The sequence below is a fragment of the Homoserinibacter gongjuensis genome, assembly GCF_030161875.1.
GTDB classification, from domain to species: domain Bacteria; phylum Actinomycetota; class Actinomycetes; order Actinomycetales; family Microbacteriaceae; genus Homoserinibacter; species Homoserinibacter gongjuensis.
In genome coordinates this window covers 1,051,051-1,071,036 of record NZ_BSVA01000001.1, presented here as the reverse complement: position 1 = coordinate 1,071,036, position 19,986 = coordinate 1,051,051, and the positions used below count along the sequence as shown (strand labels likewise).

The 19,986-nt window shown below is 67.2% G+C and carries 16 protein-coding genes, 2 tRNA genes and 4 pseudogenes; 11 read left to right on the top strand and 11 right to left on the bottom strand.

Going from position 1 to position 19,986, the window contains the following annotated elements:
- Positions 1-281 precede the first annotated feature (281 nt).
- Positions 282-354: transfer RNA gene (locus QQK29_RS05810), tRNA-Ala, on the bottom strand.
- Positions 355-426: 72 nt separating this feature from the next.
- Between QQK29_RS05810 and QQK29_RS05805 the strand changes: the two genes are divergently transcribed.
- Positions 427-1,374, top strand: a complete 948-nt coding sequence (locus QQK29_RS05805; protein WP_284298572.1) for a quinone oxidoreductase family protein — start codon at positions 427-429, stop codon at positions 1,372-1,374.
- Positions 1,375-1,638: 264 nt separating this feature from the next.
- Here the strand turns inward: QQK29_RS05805 and QQK29_RS05800 are convergent.
- From QQK29_RS05800 to dnaA, 9 genes and pseudogenes are all read right to left on the bottom strand, one after another.
- Positions 1,639-1,712: transfer RNA gene (locus QQK29_RS05800), tRNA-Ile, on the bottom strand.
- A gap of 68 nt (positions 1,713-1,780) precedes the next feature.
- Complete coding sequence (locus QQK29_RS05795; RefSeq protein ID WP_284298570.1) at positions 1,781-2,188, bottom strand: DUF3566 domain-containing protein; 408 nt, start codon at positions 2,186-2,188, stop codon at positions 1,781-1,783.
- Positions 2,185-4,814: pseudogene (gene gyrA, locus QQK29_RS05790) on the bottom strand (DNA gyrase subunit A). Before gyrA ends, QQK29_RS05795 begins: the two are co-directional and overlap by 4 nt.
- 62 nt (positions 4,815-4,876) lie before the next feature.
- A complete protein-coding gene (gene gyrB / locus QQK29_RS05785) occupies positions 4,877-6,868 on the bottom strand; it encodes a DNA topoisomerase (ATP-hydrolyzing) subunit B (protein ID WP_284298569.1) in 1,992 nt (663 codons plus the stop codon).
- 146 nt (positions 6,869-7,014) lie between these two features.
- Complete coding sequence (locus QQK29_RS05780) at positions 7,015-7,503, bottom strand: DciA family protein (RefSeq protein WP_284298567.1); 489 nt, start codon at positions 7,501-7,503, stop codon at positions 7,015-7,017.
- Entirely contained in the window at positions 7,500-8,672 is a 1,173-nt protein-coding gene (gene recF, locus QQK29_RS05775; protein ID WP_284298565.1) for a DNA replication/repair protein RecF, read from the bottom strand. Before recF ends, QQK29_RS05780 begins: the two co-directional genes overlap by 4 nt.
- 5 nt (positions 8,673-8,677) lie before the next feature.
- Entirely contained in the window at positions 8,678-9,562 is an 885-nt protein-coding gene (gnd, locus tag QQK29_RS05770) for a phosphogluconate dehydrogenase (NAD(+)-dependent, decarboxylating) (protein WP_284298564.1), read from the bottom strand.
- A 33-nt stretch (positions 9,563-9,595) separates the two neighbouring features.
- On the bottom strand, positions 9,596-10,744 hold the full coding sequence (dnaN, locus tag QQK29_RS05765) for a DNA polymerase III subunit beta (RefSeq protein ID WP_284298562.1): 1,149 nt from the start codon (positions 10,742-10,744) through the stop codon (positions 9,596-9,598).
- A gap of 393 nt (positions 10,745-11,137) precedes the next feature.
- A pseudogene (gene dnaA / locus QQK29_RS05760) lies at positions 11,138-12,537 on the bottom strand (chromosomal replication initiator protein DnaA).
- A gap of 288 nt (positions 12,538-12,825) precedes the next feature.
- Between dnaA and rpmH the strand changes: the two are divergent.
- From rpmH to QQK29_RS05710, 10 genes and pseudogenes are all read left to right on the top strand, one after another.
- Positions 12,826-12,963 carry a 50S ribosomal protein L34 gene (gene rpmH / locus QQK29_RS05755; RefSeq protein WP_021010601.1) on the top strand — a complete coding sequence of 46 codons (138 nt, stop codon included), beginning with the start codon at positions 12,826-12,828 and terminating at the stop codon, positions 12,961-12,963.
- Between the two features lie 30 nt (positions 12,964-12,993).
- Positions 12,994-13,302, top strand: coding sequence for a ribonuclease P protein component (rnpA, locus tag QQK29_RS05750; protein ID WP_431308659.1), 309 nt, complete (start codon positions 12,994-12,996; stop codon positions 13,300-13,302).
- A gap of 102 nt (positions 13,303-13,404) precedes the next feature.
- A complete protein-coding gene (yidD, locus tag QQK29_RS05745) occupies positions 13,405-13,620 on the top strand; it encodes a membrane protein insertion efficiency factor YidD (RefSeq protein WP_348533819.1) in 216 nt (71 codons plus the stop codon).
- A gap of 9 nt (positions 13,621-13,629) precedes the next feature.
- Entirely contained in the window at positions 13,630-14,604 is a 975-nt protein-coding gene (gene yidC, locus QQK29_RS05740; RefSeq protein WP_284298546.1) for a membrane protein insertase YidC, read from the top strand.
- Positions 14,605-14,615: 11 nt separating this feature from the next.
- Entirely contained in the window at positions 14,616-15,113 is a 498-nt protein-coding gene (locus QQK29_RS05735; protein ID WP_284301911.1) for a Jag family protein, read from the top strand.
- A gap of 31 nt (positions 15,114-15,144) precedes the next feature.
- Positions 15,145-15,769 (top strand): annotated as a pseudogene (gene rsmG, locus QQK29_RS05730) (16S rRNA (guanine(527)-N(7))-methyltransferase RsmG).
- A gap of 367 nt (positions 15,770-16,136) precedes the next feature.
- Positions 16,137-16,304: a GIY-YIG nuclease family protein gene (locus QQK29_RS05725; RefSeq protein WP_348533818.1), complete on the top strand. Its 168-nt coding sequence runs from the start codon at positions 16,137-16,139 to the stop codon at positions 16,302-16,304.
- Complete coding sequence (locus QQK29_RS05720; RefSeq protein ID WP_284302043.1) at positions 16,258-16,533, top strand: GIY-YIG nuclease family protein; 276 nt, start codon at positions 16,258-16,260, stop codon at positions 16,531-16,533. The genes QQK29_RS05725 and QQK29_RS05720 overlap by 47 nt, the downstream gene beginning before the upstream one ends.
- Positions 16,534-16,921: 388 nt before the next feature.
- Positions 16,922-17,857: a ParA family protein gene (locus tag QQK29_RS05715; RefSeq protein WP_284298544.1), complete on the top strand. Its 936-nt coding sequence runs from the start codon at positions 16,922-16,924 to the stop codon at positions 17,855-17,857.
- Positions 17,857-18,815: pseudogene (locus QQK29_RS05710) on the top strand (ParB/RepB/Spo0J family partition protein). The gene QQK29_RS05715 and the pseudogene QQK29_RS05710 overlap by 1 nt, the downstream one beginning before the upstream one ends.
- 175 nt (positions 18,816-18,990) lie before the next feature.
- On the opposite strand, the gene QQK29_RS05705 reads toward QQK29_RS05710, so the two are convergent.
- Positions 18,991-19,944 (bottom strand): D-alanine--D-alanine ligase family protein, encoded by a 954-nt coding sequence (locus QQK29_RS05705; protein ID WP_284298542.1) that lies wholly within the window; start codon positions 19,942-19,944, stop codon positions 18,991-18,993.
- Positions 19,945-19,986: the final 42 nt, after the last annotated feature.

The following is a 19,986-nucleotide window of genomic DNA, read 5'->3' as shown; positions in this document are numbered from 1 at the left end:
GCGGCAGGTTAACCGTCCCCGACGCATCCGCACGCCGATAGGTCGGCACCCCACGCACCGCTCCACAGCGAATCGCAGCACGCAAAGTCCGATCCGACGCGCCCCGCGCATCAACAGGCCTACCCAATGGCTCTGCCGGGGCGGCCATCTCGGCCCGCGCCAGCGATCGCCGCCCAGCCCCCGCAACCATGAAGGCCACTGGTTCATCGAGACCAGTGGCCTTAGCTTTTCGGTCGAGTTTTCCGACTCGGATGTGGCTTGTTTTCCAACAAGCCCGAGAGTGGAGCCTAGGGGAATCGAACCCCTGACCTCCTGCTTGCAAAGCAGGCGCTCTACCAATTGAGCTAAGGCCCCGTCCGGGGAAACAGCCTACCTGTTCGCGCTGAGTCCGCCGACCGTGGCACGGTAGAGGGGCAGGAGGATGACATGGCTCGGTTCGTGCAGTACACCGCCATCGGCGGTCCGGAGGTTCTCGAACTCGCGGAGGGCCCCGTGCCCACGCCGGGCGAGGGTCAGGTCGTCGTCGAGGTGAAGGCCGCCGGCGTCAACCCGATCGACGTGAAGCTGCGCGCCGGCAAGCGGCCGAGTGCGCCGATCACGACTCCGCGCGTATCCGGTTCAGATGCCGCAGGTGTGATCGCCGAGATCGGTCCCGGCGTCGAGGGCTGGTCGGTGGGCGACGAGGTGATCGTCACGGGCGCGAAAGGCAGCTATGCGACTTACGCCGTGGTGCCCGCATCCGGTCTGACCGCGAAGCCCGCTGCCCTCAGCTGGGCGCAGGCCGCCGGCCTCGGCATTCCGGCCGCCACGGCGTATCAGGCGTTGCGGTCGCTCGGGGTCGAGAGCGGGATGACGGTGCTCGTGCACGCGGCGTCCGGTGCCGTGGGTCAGGCGGCCGTGCAGTTCGCGCGCGCCATGGGTGCGCACGTGATCGGCACGGCGAGCCCCGCCAACCACGACCGCCTGCGTCAGCTCGGCGCCGTGCCCGTCGAGTACGGCGACGGACTCGTCGAGCGGGCGCGCGCCGTGGCGCCCGACGGCGTCGACCGGGTGCTCGACGGCGCCGGCACCGACGAGGCGATCGAGGCCTCGCTCGAACTCGTCAGCGATCCGCAGCACGTCGGCACGATCGTGCGGGGAGCGGACGCACCCGGATGGGGCATCCAGGCCTGGTCGGGCGGCAGCAAGGTGCCGCTCACCGCCGAGCAGCAGGCGTGGCGAGCCGAGGGCATCCGCATCGCCGCCGAGCGCGCGGCACGGGGTGAGTTCGACGTCGAGATCGGGCGCACCCTGCCGCTCGAGCAGGCAGCGGATGCGCACCGCATGATCGAGGACGGCACGGCGCCGCGCGGGAAGATCGTGCTGCTGCCGTAGGGGACGGCGGTTTCGAGACGCCGCTCCGCGGCTCCTCAACCACCTGACAGGTGCGGGGGACGGCGGTTTCGAGACGCGTACCGCCTGCGGCGATCCGCTCCTCAACCACCTGACAGGTGCGCCACTCGCGCGCGGCCGGCGGAGCGGCGGGCGCGGCGGATTACGGGCGGACTCGACTGTGTCGGCACTCGCGACGCGGCGCGACCACGCTCATGCCGCGGGAGCGGCCGGTGTCGCGGATTATCGCGACACAAGAAAATACAGTGGGGCTACCAGGACTTGAACCTGGGACCTCTTCGTTATCAGCGAAGCGCTCTAACCGCCTGAGCTATAGCCCCGAGAGAGAACCGTTACGTGGAACGGCCTCGCCTACAGTACCCCACGCATCCGCGCGGAGCCAAAATGATCAGCTGTTCTGGAAGCCCACCAGAATGCCACCCGTGAACCGCACGCTCAGGTTGTAGAGCAGCGAGGCGATGGCACCCAGGATGGTGCCGGTCACGGTGTTGAGCACCGCGATCACGAACGAGAACAGCACGACCTGGCCGAGACCGAAGGTGTCGGTGATCGAGAAGTTGTCTTGACCGAGGATGTCGCGCAGCAGCCCGTTGAGCGTGTCGAAGATGCCCGTCGAGCTCAGCACGATCCAGACGAGCACGGCCGCGACGATGAGCACGATGCCGAGGCACAGCCAGATGAGGAAGCTGAACTTCACGACCGACCAGAAGTCGAGATAGACGAGCTTCAGGCGCACCTGCTTGGCGCTGGCGCTGCGGCTGTCTTTGCGTTGGAGCTTCTCGGCGACGCTGCTCATGATTCGGTGTCGTCCTTTCCGGCGGCATCGGGGCTCGATGCTTCCGTGTTCTGCGCGTCCGCACCCTCGGGTTCGGTTTCGTCTGAGTCAGGGGAGGCCAGGTTCCGCTCGCTGTTGCGGGCGATCTGGATGATCCGATCGTCGTCCGCGAGCTGGGCGAACTTCACGCCCATGGTGTTCCGGCCCTTCGCCGGCACCTCGGCCACGGCAGACCTTATCACCTTGCCGCTGGCAAGAACTGCGAGAACTTCGTCGTCTTCCTCCACGATGAGAGCACCCGCGAGCTCGCCTCGCGCCTCGGTGAGCTTGGCGACGAGGATGCCGTAGCCGTTGCGCCCCTGCACCCGGTACTGCGACACCGCGGTGCGCTTGGCGTAGCCGCCCTCGGTCACCACGAACACGAACGGGCCGTCGGTGACCTCCACGTCATCCGCATCCTCGTCCGCCGGCTCGGCGTCTGAACCGCGGTCGACCACGGATGCCGCGAGCAGGGTGTCGCCGTCGCGGAACTTCATGCCGTGCACGCCCGCGGTCGAGCGGCCCATCGGGCGCAACGAGTTGTCATCCGCGGTGAAGCGCAGCGACTGGCCGAGGCGCGACACCAGCAGCACGTCGCTCGACTCGTCGACGAGCAGCGCCGACACCACCTCGTCGCCCTCGTTGAGGTTGATGGCGATGATGCCCCCGGTGCGGTTGGTGTCGTACTCGCTGAGCGCCGTCTTCTTGATGTAGCCGCCGCGCGTCGCGAGCGCGAGATAGGGGCCACCCCGTAGTCGCGGATGTCGAGGATCTGCGCGATCTGCTCGTCCGGTTGCAGGGCGAGCAGGTTGGCGACGTGCTGACCCTTCGCGTCGCGGCCCGCCTCCTGCAGCTCGTAGGCCTTCGCCCGGTAGACGCGTCCCTTGGTGGTGAAGAACAGCAGCCAGTGGTGGGTCGTGGTCACGAAGAAGTGCTCGACCACATCGTCGGCCCGCAGCTGCGCACCCTTCACGCCCTTGCCGCCGCGGTGCTGCGAACGGTAGTTGTCGCTGCGGGTGCGCTTGATGTAGCCGCCGCGCGTGACGGTGACCACCATCTCCTCCTCGGGGATGAGGTCTTCCACGCTCATGTCGCCGTCGAACCCGAACAGGATCTCGGTGCGGCGGTCGTCGCCGTACTTGTGCGCGATCTCGGTGAGCTCGTCCGTGATGATGCCGCGCTGCCGCGACTCGTCGGCGAGGATCAGCTTGTACTCGGCGATCTCGGCCTCGAGCTCGGCCAGGCGGTCCTGGATCTTCTTGCGTTCGAGCGCTGCGAGCCGCCGCAGCTGGAGGGCGAGGATCGCATCCGCCTGCAGCTCGTCGATGTCGAGCAGCTTGATGAGGCCGGCCCGCGCCTCCTCCACATCGGGGGAGCGCCGGATGAGGGCGATCACCTCGTCGAGTGCGTCGAGCGCCTTCACGTAGCCGCGCTGGATGTGGGCGTCGGCCTCCGCCTTGTCGAGGCGGAACTGGGTGCGGCGCACGATCACTTCGATCTGGTGCTTGATCCAGAAGGTGATGAACGCGTCGATGGAGAGCGTGCGGGGCACCCCGTCGACGATCGCAAGCATGTTCGCTCCGAAGTTCTCCTGCAGCTGCGTGTGCTTATAGAGATTGTTCAGAACGACGCGCGCCACCGCGTCACGCTTGAGGATGATCACGAGACGCTGGCCGGTGCGACCCGATGTCTCGTCGCGGATGTCGGCGATGCCCTGGAGCTTGCCCTCCTTGATGAGCAGCGCGATCTTCTCGGCCAGATTGTCCGGGTTGACCTGGTAGGGAAGCTCGGTGACGACGAGGCACGTGCGACCCTGCAACTCCTCGACGTTGACGACGGCGCGCATCGTGATCGCGCCGCGGCCCGTGCGGTAGGCATCGTGGATGCCCTTGACGCCGAGGATCTGGGCGCCGGTCGGGAAGTCCGGCCCCTTGATGCGCGCGATCGCGGCCTCGAGCAGCTCCTCGCGGGTAGCATCCGGATGTTCGAGAGCCCACAGCGCCGCATCCGCGACCTCACGCAGGTTGTGCGGCGGGATGTTGGTGGCCATGCCGACCGCGATGCCGACAGAACCGTTGACCAGCAGGTTCGGGAAGCGCGCGGGCAGCACGGTGGGCTCCTGCGTGCGGCCGTCGTAGTTGTCCTGCATGTCGACGGTGTTCTCGTCGATGTCGCGGACCATCTCCATGGCGAGCGGCGCCATCTTGGTCTCGGTGTATCGGTGAGCCGCGGCGCCGTCGTTGCCGGGCGAGCCGAAGTTGCCCTGGCCCAGTGCGAGCGGGTAGCGCAGCGACCACGGCTGCACGAGGCGCACGAGCGCGTCGTACACCGAGCTGTCGCCGTGCGGGTGGAACTGACCCATGACGTCGCCGATGACGCGTGTGCACTTCGAGAACGCGCGGTCGGGTCGGTAGCCGCCGTCGTACATCGTGTAGATGACGCGCCGGTGCACGGGCTTGAGTCCGTCGCGCACGTCGGGCAGCGCGCGCCCGACGATCACGCTCATCGCGTAGTCGAGGTAGCTGCGCTGCATCTCGAGCTGCAGGTCGACCTGCTCGATGCGGTCTCCGGCCGGCAGGTCCTGCTCGGTCGTGGTGTCGTCTGCCATAAGTCTCTCTTGTCAGTCAGCGGGTTGAGGAGCGGCGGAGCCGCGTCTCGAAACCGGCGTCGCTAAATGTCGAGGAAACGAACGTCTTTGGCGTTCGTCTGGATGAAGTGCCGACGAGCCTCGACGTCGTCACCCATGAGGGTCGCGAAGGTGCCGTCGGCCACCGCCGCGTCGTCGAGCGTCACCTGACGCAGGGTGCGGGTCTCGGGATTCATCGTCGTGTCCCACAGCTCCTGGTGGTTCATCTCGCCGAGACCCTTGTAGCGCTGCACGCCGTTCTCCTTCTGCAGCCGCTTTCCGGATGCGAGCCCGGCTTCGAGCATCGCGTCGCGTTCCCGGTCGGAGTACACGTACTCGTGCTCGGAGTTGGTCCACTTGATGCGGTAGAGCGGTGGCTGGGCGAGGTAGACGTAACCCATCTCGATGAGCGGGCGCATGTAGCGGAACAGCAGGGTCAGCAACAGCGTCGTGATGTGCTGGCCGTCGACGTCGGCATCCGCCATCAGCACGATCTTGTGATAGCGGGCCTTCTCGCCGTCGAAGTCCTCGCCGACGCCGGTGCCGAAGGCCGTGATCATCGCCTGGATCTCGGCGTTGCCGAGTGCCCGGTCGAGCCGTGCCTTCTCGACGTTGAGGATCTTGCCGCGCAGCGGCAGGATCGCCTGCGTCTCGGGGTTGCGGCCGGTCTTGGCGGAGCCGCCGGCCGAGTCGCCCTCGACGAGGAAGATCTCAGAGACGGCCGGGTCCTTGCTCGAGCAGTCGCTGAGCTTGCCCGGCATGCCGCCGCCCTCGAGCAGGCCCTTGCGCCGCGTCTGCTCGCGCGCCTTGCGCGCCGCGATGCGGGCGGATGCCGCCTGGATCGACTTGCGGATCACATCCTTCGCCTGGTTCGGGTTGCGGTCGAACCAGTCGCCGAGTTGCTCGCCGACGACGCGCTGCACGAACGACTTCGCCTCGGTGTTGCCGAGCTTCGTCTTGGTCTGGCCCTCGAACTGCGGCTCGCTGAGCTTCACCGAGATGACGGCCGTGAGACCCTCTCGCACGTCGTCGCCGGAGAGGTTCTCGTCCTTCTCTTTGAGGAGACCCTTCTCGCGCGCGTAGCGGTTGACGAGCGTGGTGAGCGCAGCGCGGAAACCCTCTTCGTGGGTTCCGCCTTCGTGGGTGTTGATCGTGTTGGCGTAGGTGTGCACGCTCTCGGAGTACGAGGTCGTCCACTGCATCGCGATCTCGAGCGAGATGCGCTTCTCGACGGTGTCACCGCCGCCGGTGACCTCCTCCGCCGAGAAGTCGATGATCTCGGGGTGGATCACCTCGGTCTTCTTCGCGCCGTTGAGGAACTCCACGTAGTCGGCGAGGCCGCGCTCGTAGAGGAACACGTCGCTGCGGTGGACGCCCTCCTCGTCGACCTCGCGCTGATCGACGATCTGGATGCGCAGGCCCTTGTTGAGGAAGGCCATCTGCTGGAAGCGGGTGCGCAGCGTCTCGTAGTCGAATTCGACGGTCTCGAAGATGTCGCCGTTCGGCCAGAAGGTGATCGAGGTGCCCGTGGTCTCCGACGGCTCGCCCTGGGCGAGCGGCGCATCCGGAACCCCGTCGTGGAACGACATCGTCCAGTGCGAGCCGTTGCGCTGCACGTCGACGTCGAGGCGGTGCGAGAGGGCGTTGACCACCGAACTGCCGACGCCATGGAGGCCGCCGGAGACCGCGTATCCGCCGCCACCGAACTTGCCGCCTGCGTGCAGGATCGTGAGCACGACCTCGACCGTGGACTTCTTCTCGATCGGGTGCTCGGCGACCGGGATGCCGCGGCCGTTGTCGACGACGCGCACACCGCCGTCGGGGAGGATCGTGATCTCGATGTTGTCGCAGTGGCCGGCGAGGGCTTCATCGACGGAGTTGTCGACGATCTCGTAGACCAGGTGGTGCAGACCACGTGGGCCGGTCGATCCGATGTACATTCCCGGGCGCTTGCGGACCGCTTCGAGCCCCTCGAGAACCTGTATGGATTCGGCGCCGTAGCTGTCGGGCGCGGGACGCGAAGAGGGGGAATTCATAGAGGACGGGCTCCTGAGGGTCGCTGTCGCGATACCCTCGAATCGAGGGCCGCGCACGCTTTCGATCCTACCTCAGTGCGCCTCTGAAAACCGCGGAAACGCCTCTCTGAGCGACTTTTCCGGCCCGGTCGACCTCTTTTGCCGTCTCAGCCGTAAGTATCGCGCGGGCCGCGCCCTGGAATCGCGCGTGGGCCGCGTTTCCACGAGGGGGTGTCCGGGCCCAGGAACCGGATCGACTCGATACCCGCCGCCGGATGCCGCTCCGCGATCCGTGCGAGCACCGTCGTGCGCATCGAGCGCAGCTGCTGCGCCCATGCAGTGGAGTCGCACCGCACGGTGAGCAACCCGTCCTCCACAGTGACGGGTTCGGCGTGTGCTGCCACCTCAGGGCCGACGAGCTCGGGCCAGGCCACGAGCAGCTCCGACTTCGCGAGGGGCGAGGTCCATCCCATCGTCGTGGTGAGCGCGTCGAGCACGGCATCGAGTTCGCGCGGATCACGACCCGTGCCGTACGGCACCGTCGTCTCCCCGCGCGAAGCGCGGTCGCGTTTGCGCGCATCGGGGGAGCGGGATGCCGGGTCGCCGAACACGCGTCGCACCCGCCGGTAGACCGCGATGTGCTCGGGCTCGGTCACGGTGCCTCCTCGGGCTCGAGCACGCGACCGGCCCGGATCCGCACGGTGTGCGCGGCGAGTGCGGCAGGCACATCCGATTCGACCGCAGCGGTGATGAGCACCTGCTCATAGCCGCCCACGGCATCCGCGAGCCGTTGACGCCGCGACTCGTCGAGCTCGGCGAAGACGTCATCGAGGATCAGCACCGGATCCCCCGCCGGCGACTCGGCCCGCAGGAGGGCGGCCGAGGCGAGCCGCAGTGCGAGTGCGAACGACCACGACTCCCCGTGACTCGCATAGCCCCGCGCGGGAAGACCGTTGAGACGGAGCAGCAGGTCGTCGCGATGCGGGCCTGTGAGTGTGAGGCCGCGGTCGAGTTCGGCTCGGCGGTTGTGCGCGAGGGCCGCCGTGAACGCGGATGCCGCCTCCAGCTGGTCGATCTCGGTGCGCACCGACTGCTCACTCACCTCGGACTCCTCGTCGGGAGCTGCACCGAGGATCGACAGCTCGCTCGCGAGCTCTGCCTCGTGCACCTCCCCCGCGATCGCCGCGTAAGCCTCGCCCACGAAGGGACGCAGCTCGGAGACCAGGCGGCCGCGCGCCTCGATGATCTCGGAGCCGAGGTCGACCAGTCGCTCGTCCCACACATCCAGGGTCGACAGCTGCGACGAGGCGACGCGCGCAGCCCGGGCCGACTTCAACAGGGTGTTGCGCTGCTTGAGCACGCGGTCGTAGTCGGCGAGCACGCCCGCCATGCGCGGCGTGAGTTGCACGAGCAGTTGGTCGAGAAAGCGGCGGCGCCCCGACGGCTCGCCACGCACGAGCGCGAGATCCTCGGGGGCGAACAAGACGGCGTGCACGTGCCGCGGCAGGTCGCGGGGTTTCGCGGGGGCGCGGTTGACCTGTGCGCGGTTCGCGCCCTGACGGTTGAGCTGCAGCTCGACGAGCACCTGGCGGCCGGCGTGCTCCAAGCGCGCACGGACGATCGCGGCATCCTGTCCCTGACGGATGAGTGCCTGATCACTCGAGACCCGGTGGGACCCGAGGGTCGCGAGATAGGCGACCGACTCGACGAGGTTCGTCTTGCCCTGCCCGTTGCTGCCGACGATGAGGTTCGGGCCGGGCGCGAGAGCGAGCGACGCGGACTCGTAGTTGCGGAAGTCGGCGAGTTCGAGGTGCGAGACGAACACGACCCTCAGGCCTTGCGCACCGCGTGCCCGCCGAACTGCTTGCGCAGGGCCGCGACCGCCTTCATCGCGGGGGAGTCCTTCTGGCGCGACACGAACCGGGCGAAGATCGAAGCCGAGATCGTCGGCACCGGCACCGCGTTGTTGAGGGCTTCCTCGACGGTCCACCGACCCTCGCCGGAATCCTCGACGTATCCCTCGATGTCGGTGAACTCCGGGTCCTCCTCGAGGGCCTTCACGAGCAGTTCGAGCAGCCAACCCCGCACGACGGTGCCCCGCTGCCACGCCTTGAACACCCCGGTGACATCGTGGATGAGCTCATCCTTCGCATCGAGCAGCTCGTAGCCCTCGGCCCAGGCCTGCATGAGCGCGTACTCGATCCCGTTGTGCACCATCTTCGCGTAGTGCCCCGCGCCGACGGCGCCCGCGTGCACGAACCCTTCGGCACGCGGACCCTCCGGTCGTAGCGCGTCGAACACCGGCATGGCGCGCTCGATGTCGGCCTTGTCGCCGCCGGCCATGAGACCGTAGCCGTTCTGCGCACCCCAGATACCGCCCGAGACACCGCAATCGGCGTAGTGGATGCCGTGCTCGGCGAGGAGAGCGGCGTGCTTGGCATCCTCGGTGAACTTGGAGTTGCCGCCGTCGATCACGAGATCGTCCTCCGAGAGCACCCCCGCGAGATCGGTGATGACACCCGTCGTGATCGGACCCGATGGCACCATCACCCAGACGACGCGCGGGGCGGGAATCGCGGCGGCGAGGGCCTCGAGATCAGCGACGTCCGTGACCTCGGGGTTCGGGTCGTATCCGGTGACCTCGATGCCGGCGGCGCGCAACCGGGTGCGCATGTTGTTGCCCATCCGGCCGAGCCCCACGAGTCCGATGTGCATGGATGCTCCCTCCGCGCGAAGCGCGGTCGATTCTCAGCGCAGCAGCAGGTTCGGCTGCAGCAGGTACTTGTAGTTGTCGGATCCGGGCGCCTCGCGCGAGGACTGGCTCGTGATGAGCACGGGACCTGGCTTGTTCGGATTCTCGGTCTTCGTGAACGAGATGCGCACGAACTCGGAGTGCACGGCCCCCAGGCCATCGAGCAGGAACGACGGCTTGAGCGAGACGACGGTGTCATCGCCCACGAGATGCGCGTCGATCGTCTCGGATGCCTGAGCCTGTTCCGACCCCGCGGCCTCGAGGGTGAGACCCTCGGTCGCCGAGAAGCTGAACCGCAGCGCGGCCTCGCGCTCGAGCACGAGCGACACGCGACGGGTCGCCTCGACGAGCTCGGCCGTGTTGAGCACCGCGTAGTTCTCGACGGTCTCAGGGAAGAGCCGCTTCACGGGCGGGAAGTTGCCCTTGATCAGCAGCGAGGTGACCGTCTTCTTGTCGGCGCGGAACGCGATGAGTTCGCGGTCGTCGCTGCGCACGATCGAGACGCCGATCGTGCCCGAATGAGCGAAGGTCTTGCCGATCTCCGACAGGGTGCGGGCCGGCACGAGGGCCGTGGTGCCGGCGGCCGACGAGGTGCCGGAATCCCAATCGATCTCGCGCACCGCCACGCGGTAACGGTCGGTCGCGACGAGCGACAGGTTGTTCTCGCCGACCTCGAGCTGCACGCCCGTGATCACGGGGGTGACGTCGTCACGGGATGCCGCGACCGCCACCTGGGCCACGGCCGACGAGAACTCCTCGGCAGGCAGGACACCGGTCTGATCATCCACCTGAGGAAGGGTCGGGTACTCCTCGACGGGCATGCTCAAGAGCGTGAAGCGCGCGGAACCGCAGCTCACCTGGATCTTGCCGTCGACGGTCTCGAACACGACAGGGGCGTTCGGCAGGCGGCTGGCGATGTCGGCGAGCAGCCGGCCGGAGACGAGGGCGGTGCCCGCGTCATCGACCTCGGCCGTGATCTCGGTGCGACTGGACACCTCGTAATCGAATGACGACAGTGTGAGCGTCGCACCATCCGCTTCGAGCAGCACGCCGCTGAGGATGGGCTGCGTCGTGCGCTGCGGAAGCAGTTTGACCGCGAACGACACGGCCTCGCTGAAGACGTCGCGATTCACCTGGAACTTCACGCGTCACTCCTGTCTGACTCGGGAGGGCCTGCACAGCCGTGCCCCGCACGGTCGTGTCCAACGATCTTGGCACGGACTCCCACAGTCTCGGTTATCGGACGAGGTGCAAGAGATCTATAGAGATAATCGTCTTAACGCCTGTGTGATCTGTGGATAAGTATGCGCTGACCCGCTGACGTCGGAGAACTACACCCGTGGAAGATGTGAGTGGGTTGCGGATGGAATCCTCCGCGAGGTCGGGAAACCCATCCGCGACGAAAACTCTATCCACATGCGGCCTCGGCGCGGTCCACATGTCATCCGGAAGTTATCCACAGCACCCTCCACAGACTGTGCAACTGTCACACAGCCTTCTCTCAGGTGCGCGGGGCGCGGCCGCGAGGCACGAGATCGCTACGGACGGTAGCGCTGATCCTGCTTGATGCGGGCGGTGAGTTCGGTGACCTGGTTGTAGATCGAGCGGCGCTCCTTCATGAGCTCGCTGATCTTCTTGTTCGCATACATGACGGTCGTGTGATCGCGGTTGCCGAACAGCTGCCCGATCTTCGGCAACGAGAGGCTCGTCATCTCGCGGCACAGGTACATCGCGATCTGGCGCGCGGTCGCGACGGCCTGCGACCGCGACGACCCGTAGAGGTCGTCGACCGAGAGCTTGAAGTAGTCGGCCGTGTGATTGATGATGTCGACCGGCGAGATGACGTTGTCCTCATCGAGGGTGATGAGGTCTTTCAGCACGGTCTGCACGAGGGCCAGATCGACGGGCGTCTTGTTGAGGTTCGCGAAGGCAGTGACGCGGATGAGGGTGCCCTCGAGCTCGCGGATGTTCGACGACACCTTCGTCGCCATGTACTCGAGGATGTCCTCCGGCACCTGCAGCCGTTCCGATTGCGCCTTCTTGCGCAGGATCGCGATGCGGGTCTCGAGGTCGGGAGCCTGCACATCCGTGATCAGTCCCCACTCGAAGCGCGACCGCATCCGATCCTCGAACCCGGTGAGGTGCTTCGGGGCGAGATCACTCGTGATCACGACCTGCTTGTTGTGGTCGTGCAGTGTGTTGAAGGTGTGGAAGAAGGCCTCCTGGGTGGAGTCCTTGCCCTGCAGGAACTGGATGTCGTCGATCAGCAGGATGTCGATCTCGCGGTAACGCGACTGGAAGACCGAGGCGCGATTGTTGGCGATCGAGTTGATGAAGTCGTTGGTGAACTCCTCGGAGCTCACGTAGCGAACGCGGATGCCGGGGTACAGGCTCTCGGCATAGTGGCCGATCGCGTGCAGCAGGTGCGTCTTCCCGAGGCCGGAGTCACCGTAGATGAAGAGCGGGTTGTAGGCCTTGGCCGGCGCCTCGGCCACGGCGACCGCGGCCGCGTGGGCGAAGCGGTTGGATCCGCCGATCACGAAGTTGTCGAAGTTGTACTTCGGGTTGAGGCGCGAATCGCTGCGGCGGCCGAGCTCGATCACCGGGCTCACCTGCTCGACGGGCGACGAGGTCTCGATGGGGTCGTCGACGACGGGCTGCAGCATGGGCTGGATGTCGGGGTTGACCACGATCGCGAACCCGGTGACGTCGCCATCGAGGTCGGCGAGGGCGTCCATGAGCGGCACCCGGATGCGCTGCTCGAGCATGCCGCGGGTGAGCTCGTTGGGCACCTCGAGGTAGATCGTCTCGCCGAGCACCCCTTGGGTTCGACGAGGTTGATGAAGCCGTGGAGCTGCGGAGTGATCCGATCGTCGGTCGACAGTCGCGCCTGAACGGCGGTCCAGAGTTCCTTGGTCGGGTCCCCAGAGTCGGTCATCGGTCGTGTGTTCCTCGGTCGTTATTCACAGTGTTGTCCACATGCGCAGGCACGAAGACGCACGGGTTCTGACGGGCGTCAAGCCCCGCGGGAAGATGCGACCACCTTAGTTGTGGATAGCCGCCTGTGGACAACTCTCTCTCGGCGGATGTGGAGAGAGGACGGCTATTGTGAACCACGGTTTGACCGTTGCCGGTCGAGGCCCTATTTTTAACAGGTTGTCGGCATCCGATCGCCGACCCCGTTCTTTCCCGGTCACCGCACACACCGGGGCCAGGAGATATCACCATGAGCAAGCGAACCTTCCAGCCGAACAACCGGCGCCGCGCCAAGAAGCACGGCTTCCGCCTCCGGATGCGCACGCGCGCCGGCCGCGCCATCCTCGCGGCTCGTCGTCGCAAGGGGCGCACCGAGCTCTCCGCGTAGTCGAGAGACGTGCTGGCCAGGGCGAACCGAGTGGTCAAGCCCTCGGACTTCCGTGCGATCGTGCGCCGCGGACGGCGCACCTCGACGCCCAGCACGCTCATCTACCGCGTGGAGCGCGACCCCGCCGACCCCGCCCGTTTCGGGTTCATCGTCGCCAAGACGGTGGGCAATGCCGTCGAGAGGAATCTCGTGCGGCGCCGGATGCGGGCGGTCTGTCGTTCGATCGTCGACGCCGGCGGACGCGGCTCGGATGTGGTGGTGCGTGCACTCCCCGGCTCCGCTCAGCGCGACTGGGCTAGTCTCTCCGCCGAGATGCACGCGATCCTCGACCCGCACTGATCCGATGAGGAACATCGGAGCCTTCCTCTGGCTGTTGCCGAGGAACGTGTGCGTTGCCATCCTGCGCGGATATCGAGCGGTGATCTCACCCTGTACGGCGACGTGTGCCGCTACTACCCGAGTTGCTCCGCGTACACCATGGGCGCGATCCAACAGCATGGCGTCATCAAGGGCGTCGTGCTCGGAGCGTGGCGCATCCTGCGCTGCCACCCCTGGGCAAAGGGTGGCATCGACGACGTGCCGGAATCGCGCCGTCACCACGACCATTACCACCTCACCCGTTTCGGCTTCGTGGCCGCGGGACACGGAAAGGGCTGATCAAGCCGCATGGACTTCTTCGGAACAATCCTCTGGCCCATCAAGTGGGTCATCGAGGCGATCCTGGTGGGCTTCCACTGGCTGCTCTCGGAGCTCGGCATGGACCCGGCCGGTGGCCTCACCTGGGTGTTGTCGATCGTGGGCCTCGTGCTGCTCGTCCGCGCCGCGCTGATCCCGATCTTCGTGCGCCAGATCAAGAGCCAGCGCAAGATGCTCGAGGTCGCGCCGCAGCTCAAGAAGATCCAGGACAAGTACCGTGGCAAGAAGGACCAGTTCTCGCGCGAGGCCATGCAGCGCGAGACCATGGCGCTGTATCAGAAGGCCGGCACCAACCCACTGTCGTCGTGCCTGCCGTTGCTGATCCAGATGCCGATCTTCTTCAGCCTGTTCTCGGTGCTGAACGAGGCCCGCAACGACAAGGCCGGCGTCGGTCTGCTCACGCAGGAGCTCGCCGACAACTTCGGCAAGGCGTCGCTGTTCGATGTGGCTCCGCTGAAGTTCAGCCTTGTGGATGCCTTCAACGAGGGCAACGCAGCGGTCGCGATCATCGCGATCGCGATGATCGTGATCATGACGGCGTCGCAGTTCTACACGCAGCTGCAGATCATGTCGAAGAACCAGACGCCCGAGATGAAGAACAGCCCGATGTACCGGCAGCAGCGCATTCTGCTGTACATCCTCCCGGTCGTCTTCCTCTTCTCCGGCCTGGCCTTCCCCATCGGCGTCATGTTCTACTGGCTCACCTCGAACGTCTGGACGATGGTGCAGCAGGCGCTCGTCATCCGGAACATGCCGACCCCGGGATCCGAGGCGGCGCTGGCCCGTGAGGCACGACTCGCTAAGCGCAATCGCGGACGGATGGCGGATGACGCGGCCGCGATCGCTGAGGCTGTCGAAGACCAGGCACCGGCGAAGCCCGTGACCACCCAGCGCCAGCAGCCCGTGGGCAAGAACCGCGCCAAGAAGCAGGGACCCAAAAAGTGAACGACGAGAACGTGACGCAGATCGAGGCCGACGCACCCACCGCTCCCTCCGAGCAAGACTTGGTGGACGAGGGCGATATCGCTGCTGACTACATCGAGGAGTTGCTCGATATCGCCGACATCGATGGCGACATCGACATCGACGCGCGGGCCGGACGTGCCTACCTCTCGGTGACGGCCACGGCCGGATCCAATCTCGACCTGCTGGCGAAGCCCGACACTGTGACGGCGCTGCAGGAGCTCACCCGACTCGCCGTGCAGGCCAAGACGAGCCGCTTCTCGCGGCTCATCCTCGACATTGGCGGTTCACGTGACGCTCGAGCTGAAGAGCTCGCGGCGATCGTCGACCACGCGATCTCGCGTATCGAGGCGGGCGCTGCATCCGCGTCGTTGCCGCCCATGACGAGCTACGAGCGCAAGTTGGTGCACGACATCGTGAGCGAGCGCGGATACCACTCGGAGTCCGAGGGCGAAGGTCGCGACCGTCACACGGTGATCACCGCGAAGTAGCGATGTTTCACGTGAAACATCGGCGGATGCGATGAGCGAGCTGGAGGCGGAGCCCGCGGTCGCCGCGCCGCTGTTCGGCGACCACATCGAACTCGCGCGACGGTTCACCGCGGATCTGGCGCGCGAGGGGAGACCCGTGGTCTGATCGGGCCGCTCGAGCTACCTCGCCTGTGGTCACGGCACGTCGTGAACTCGGCGCTCGTCGCTCCGCTGCTTCGTTCGGGTCGTGTGGGGGATGTGGGCAGCGGCGCCGGCTTGCCGGGGCTCGTGCTCGCGATCGCCCGACCGGATGTGGAACTGGTGCTCATCGAGCCGATGGAGCGCCGCGTCGATTGGCTGACCGAGGAGGCCGACGCACTCGGGCTCGACAACGTCGAGGTGGTGCGTGCTCGAGCCGAGGAGGCTCAGCTCGGGGAACCGCTCGATCAGGTGACCGCACGTGCGGTGTCGGCCCTCTCCAAGCTGCTGCCGCTGACGGCCCCCTGCTGCGCCCCGGCGGCGAGTTCATCGTCATGAAGGGCGCCCGCGTCGACGAGGAGATCACGGCGGCGCAGAAGGTGATCCGCAAGTTCGGGCTGCAGAACGTCACCGTGGAGATTCTCGGCGAGGGCATCGTCCCCGACCCCACCCGAGTCTTCCGCGCCACCCGCCCCTGACGTTTCACGTGAAACATTCCCCCCGCGGCGCGCATCTTCCTCACGATGCGGCAGACCCACGCGCTGCTCGGACCGCCGCACCGCCCGCCGTACGCCGCTCCTCCCCGCCGGTTGAGCAGCGCCGTACACCGCTCGATCCCGCGGGTTGAGTAGCGCCGCAGGTCGCTCCGTCCCGCGGGTTGAGTAGCGCCGCAGGCGCGTATCGAAACCCCCGCCGCCAGCTCTCGTTCGTCGTCGGCTTCGACTCAGGATTTCGGACCGGCTCCCGATCCACCCCGCCTCCTCCACAAGCGCGAGAGAGACGAGCTCTCCACGATTCCGTCGCACCCCGCCACGACGTCCGCCCCGTGCCCGCCATCATCGCCTCATGATCGCCATGTACATGCTCCGCTGCTCTGATGGCAGCTACTACGTCGGCTCCGCCCGCGACCTCGACGCCCGCATGCAGCAGCATGCGTCGGGGAGGGGGCGCCTACACGAGTCGGCGCATGCCGGTCGAGCTCGTCTACGTCCAGGAGTTCGGCTCGGTGGCTGAAGCATTCGCCGCGGAGAAGCAGGTGCAGGGCTGGTCCCGCGCGAAGCGGGAGGCGCTCATCCGCGGCCAGCAGCATCGCCTGCCGGAGTTGAGCAGGAAGAAGCGGGGAGTGCAGAATAGCGGGTTTCGATACGCGGCTGCGCCGCTACTCAACGCGCGGGGTGTGCGGGTGTGTCGCTCGACCTGCGGCGGTGGGCCGGTGCACCGGTACTCAGGCGCGGGAACTTAGGGTTTCGATACGCGGCTGCGCCGCTACTCAACCCGCGGGGCGTGCGGGGTGTGTCGCTACTCAGCCCGCGAGGCGTGCGGGGTGTGTCGCTACTCAGCCCGCGAGGTGTGTGGGTGTGCCGCTGCTCGTCTCGCGGGGTGGGCGCGTGCGCTGCTGCTCGACCTGCGGCGGGCCGGTGCACCGGTACTCGGGCGCGGGGGCTTTGGGGGTTTCGATACGCGGCTGCGCCGCTACTCAACCCACGGAGTGGGCGGGTGAGTGGTCGGACGGCGGGTGCGGCGCTACTCGACCGGCGCCACGGGGTCGGCCCACGTGCGGTTACGCCGCTCGACAATCTGCTTCGGAGGTGGGCTGGATTACAGTGGAGAGTCGCGGTCCGACGGCCGCGATGTTTCACGTGAAACACCGAGAGGGATTCGTGACCACCCCCAGCCCCTTCGATGCGTCGACTCCGCTCGCGCGTGAGGTCGCCGACATCACCCGTCGACGCCTCGCTCTTGCGGCCGAGACCTTCCCGCTTCCCGACCAGGCTCGAGTTTTCACCGTCGCCAACCAGAAGGGTGGCGTCGGGAAGACCACGACGGCCGTGAACCTCGCCGCGGCGCTCGCGCAGTCGGGCGCACGGGTGCTCGTCATCGATCTCGATCCGCAGGGCAACGCGTCAACCGCACTCGGCGTCGAACACCGCTCTGACACCGTGAGCGTCTACGACGTGATCATCAACGACGTTCCCATGCGCGACGTCGTGCAGCGCAGCCCGGAGTTCGAAGGACTCGACTGCATTCCCGCGACCATCCACCTCGCCGGCGCAGAGATAGAGCTGGTGTCGATGGTGGCCCGTGAACAGCGCCTGCGCTCAGCGCTCGAGACGTACATCGCCGAGAGCGAGAATCCGCCGCACTACGTCTTCATCGACTGCCCGCCCTCGCTCGGACTTCTGACGATCAACGCGTTCGTCGCCGCCAAGGAAGTACTCATCCCGATCCAGTGCGAGTACTACGCCCTGGAGGGTCTCTCTCAGCTCCTCAACAACATCAAGCTCATCGAGCGTCACCTCAACCCCGAGCTGGCAGTCTCGACGATCCTGCTCACGATGTACGATTCCCGCACCAACCTCGCGCACCAGGTCGTCGAAGAGGTGCGCGAGCACTTCCCCGACGAGGTGCTCGACACGCTGATACCCCGGTCGGTGCGCATCTCAGAGGCCCCGAGCTACGGGCAGAGCGTGATCAGCTACGACCTCAATTCACCAGGATCGTTGTCGTATCGCGAGGCCGCGGCAGAGATCGCCCGACGTGGCGTGCGAAAGCAGGAGGAGAACTGATGGCGGCACCCAAGCGCACCGGACTGGGCCGCGGTATCGGCGCCCTCATCCCCACCTCCGACGATCACGCCGCGCGCCCCGTCGACGTCTTCTTCCCGTCGTCGGATGCGGAGGAGCCGACCGAGCTCGTCGCCGTCCCCGGAGCGCGGCTGGCGAGCCTCGCGCCCGACGACATCGTTCCGAACCCGCAGCAGCCGCGCCACGAGTTCCGCCAGGAGGAGCTCGAGGAGCTGATCGTCTCGGTGCGCGAGTTCGGCGTGCTCCAGCCGATCGTCGTCCGCCCTCGCCCCGGTGCCGTCGCGGGGGAGGCGCAGTACGAGCTCATCATGGGCGAGCGCCGCCTGCGCGCCTCCAAGGCGGCGGGGCTCGCCGCCATCCCGGCGATCGTACGGAACACCGACGACGACGCGATGCTGCGCGACGCGCTGCTCGAGAACCTGCACCGAGCCGAGCTGAACCCGCTCGAAGAGGCATCCGCCTACAAACAGCTGCTCGAGGACTTCGGCATCACCCAGGAGCAATTGGCGGAGCGGATCGGGCGCTCGCGTCCGCAGATCACCAACACGCTGCGACTGCTGAAGCTGCCGACGCCGATCCAGCGGCGGGTGGCGGCGGGTGTGCTGAGCGCGGGGCACGCACGCGCCATCCTCTCGGTCGGCGACGAGGCGGCGATGGAGAAACTCGCCGACAAGATCGTCAACGAAGACCTCTCGGTGCGCGCAGCGAGGCGGCCGCGGCGCTCTCAGAGGGCAAGATCAAGAAGCCCGCCAAGCCCGCCGCGGGCAAGCGCCAGGATCACCTCGCCGAGATCGCGGAACGGCTCGGCGACCGGCTCGACACGCGCGTGAAGATCACCCTCGGCGCGAGCAAGGGCACGATCGTGATCGATTTTGCGACCGTGGGAGACCTCAACCGCATCCTGACGGAGCTCGGGCAGGATCCCTTCGCCGGAAGGTGAGCGTGGGGCGGAGCGGGCGGGGGTTTCGATACGCCGCTGCGCGGCTACTCAACCCACGGGATACGCCGCTGCGCGGCTACTCAACCCACGGGGTGGGCCGATGCGCGGCTACTCAACCCACGGGGTGCGCCGCTTAGTGGCGACTTAGAAACTAAAACCCCTGGTCAGACCGCGATTACGGCTCGCGGCGAGCGTCCTCGGCGAGCGCCTCGTACACCCACCCGAGGTCGTGCCCAGCCGCCTCGAGGGCCTGCGGCAGCAGGGAGGTCTCGGTGAGACCGGGCAGCACATTCGCCTCGAGGAAGAACGGCGTACCCGACCCGTCGACGATGAGATCGACGCGCGAGAGGTGCCGCATCCCGAGGGCGCGATGGGCGGCCAAGGCGGTCTCGGCGGCGCGCGCGGCCACCTCATCCGGCAAGCGCGCGGGCACATAGAAGCGCGTCTCGCCCGCGTTGTAGCGCGCCTCGAAGCTGTAGACGCCCGAGAGCGGTTCGATCTCGACCGCCGGAAGCGCCACGGGACCGTCGCCCGTGTCGATCACCCCGATCGCGATCTCGGTGCCGCGGATGCACTGTTCCACGAGGGCGACGTCGCCGTAGGTGTAGGCGTCGACCATCGCGCGCGGGAGGTCGGCGCGGTCCTCGACGATCGTGACGCCCTGCGCCGAGCCCCCACGGGCGGGCTTCACCACGAGCGGAACCGGCAGCTCGTCGGCGATGGCCTCGAACACGGCATCCGCCCCCAGCTCGCGGAACGCGTCGCGAGGCAGGGTGATCGAACGCGGGGTCGGCACGCCGGCACGCTCGACGATCACCTTCGCCGCCGGCTTGTCCCACGCGAGGCGGGCAGCACTCGAGCGGGAACCCACGAACGGGATGCCGATGAACTCCAGCAGGCCGCGCAGGGCACCGTCTTCGCCACTGGCGCCGTGTAGCGCGGGCCACACGACATCCGGCGGGTTCTCGCGAAGGGCAGCGAGAAGCGTCGCATCCGGGTCGCGCAGCTCGACCTCGACGCCGTGCCCGGCGAGGGCGTCAGCGACGCGGCGGCCCGAGCGCAGCGAGACATCCCGTTCATGTGAGATGCCGCCGGCGAGCACGACGATACGGAGCGGGGCGTCGGACATGGTGACCTCCGGTCAGCCGGCGTACGGGGAAGCACGTCGCGC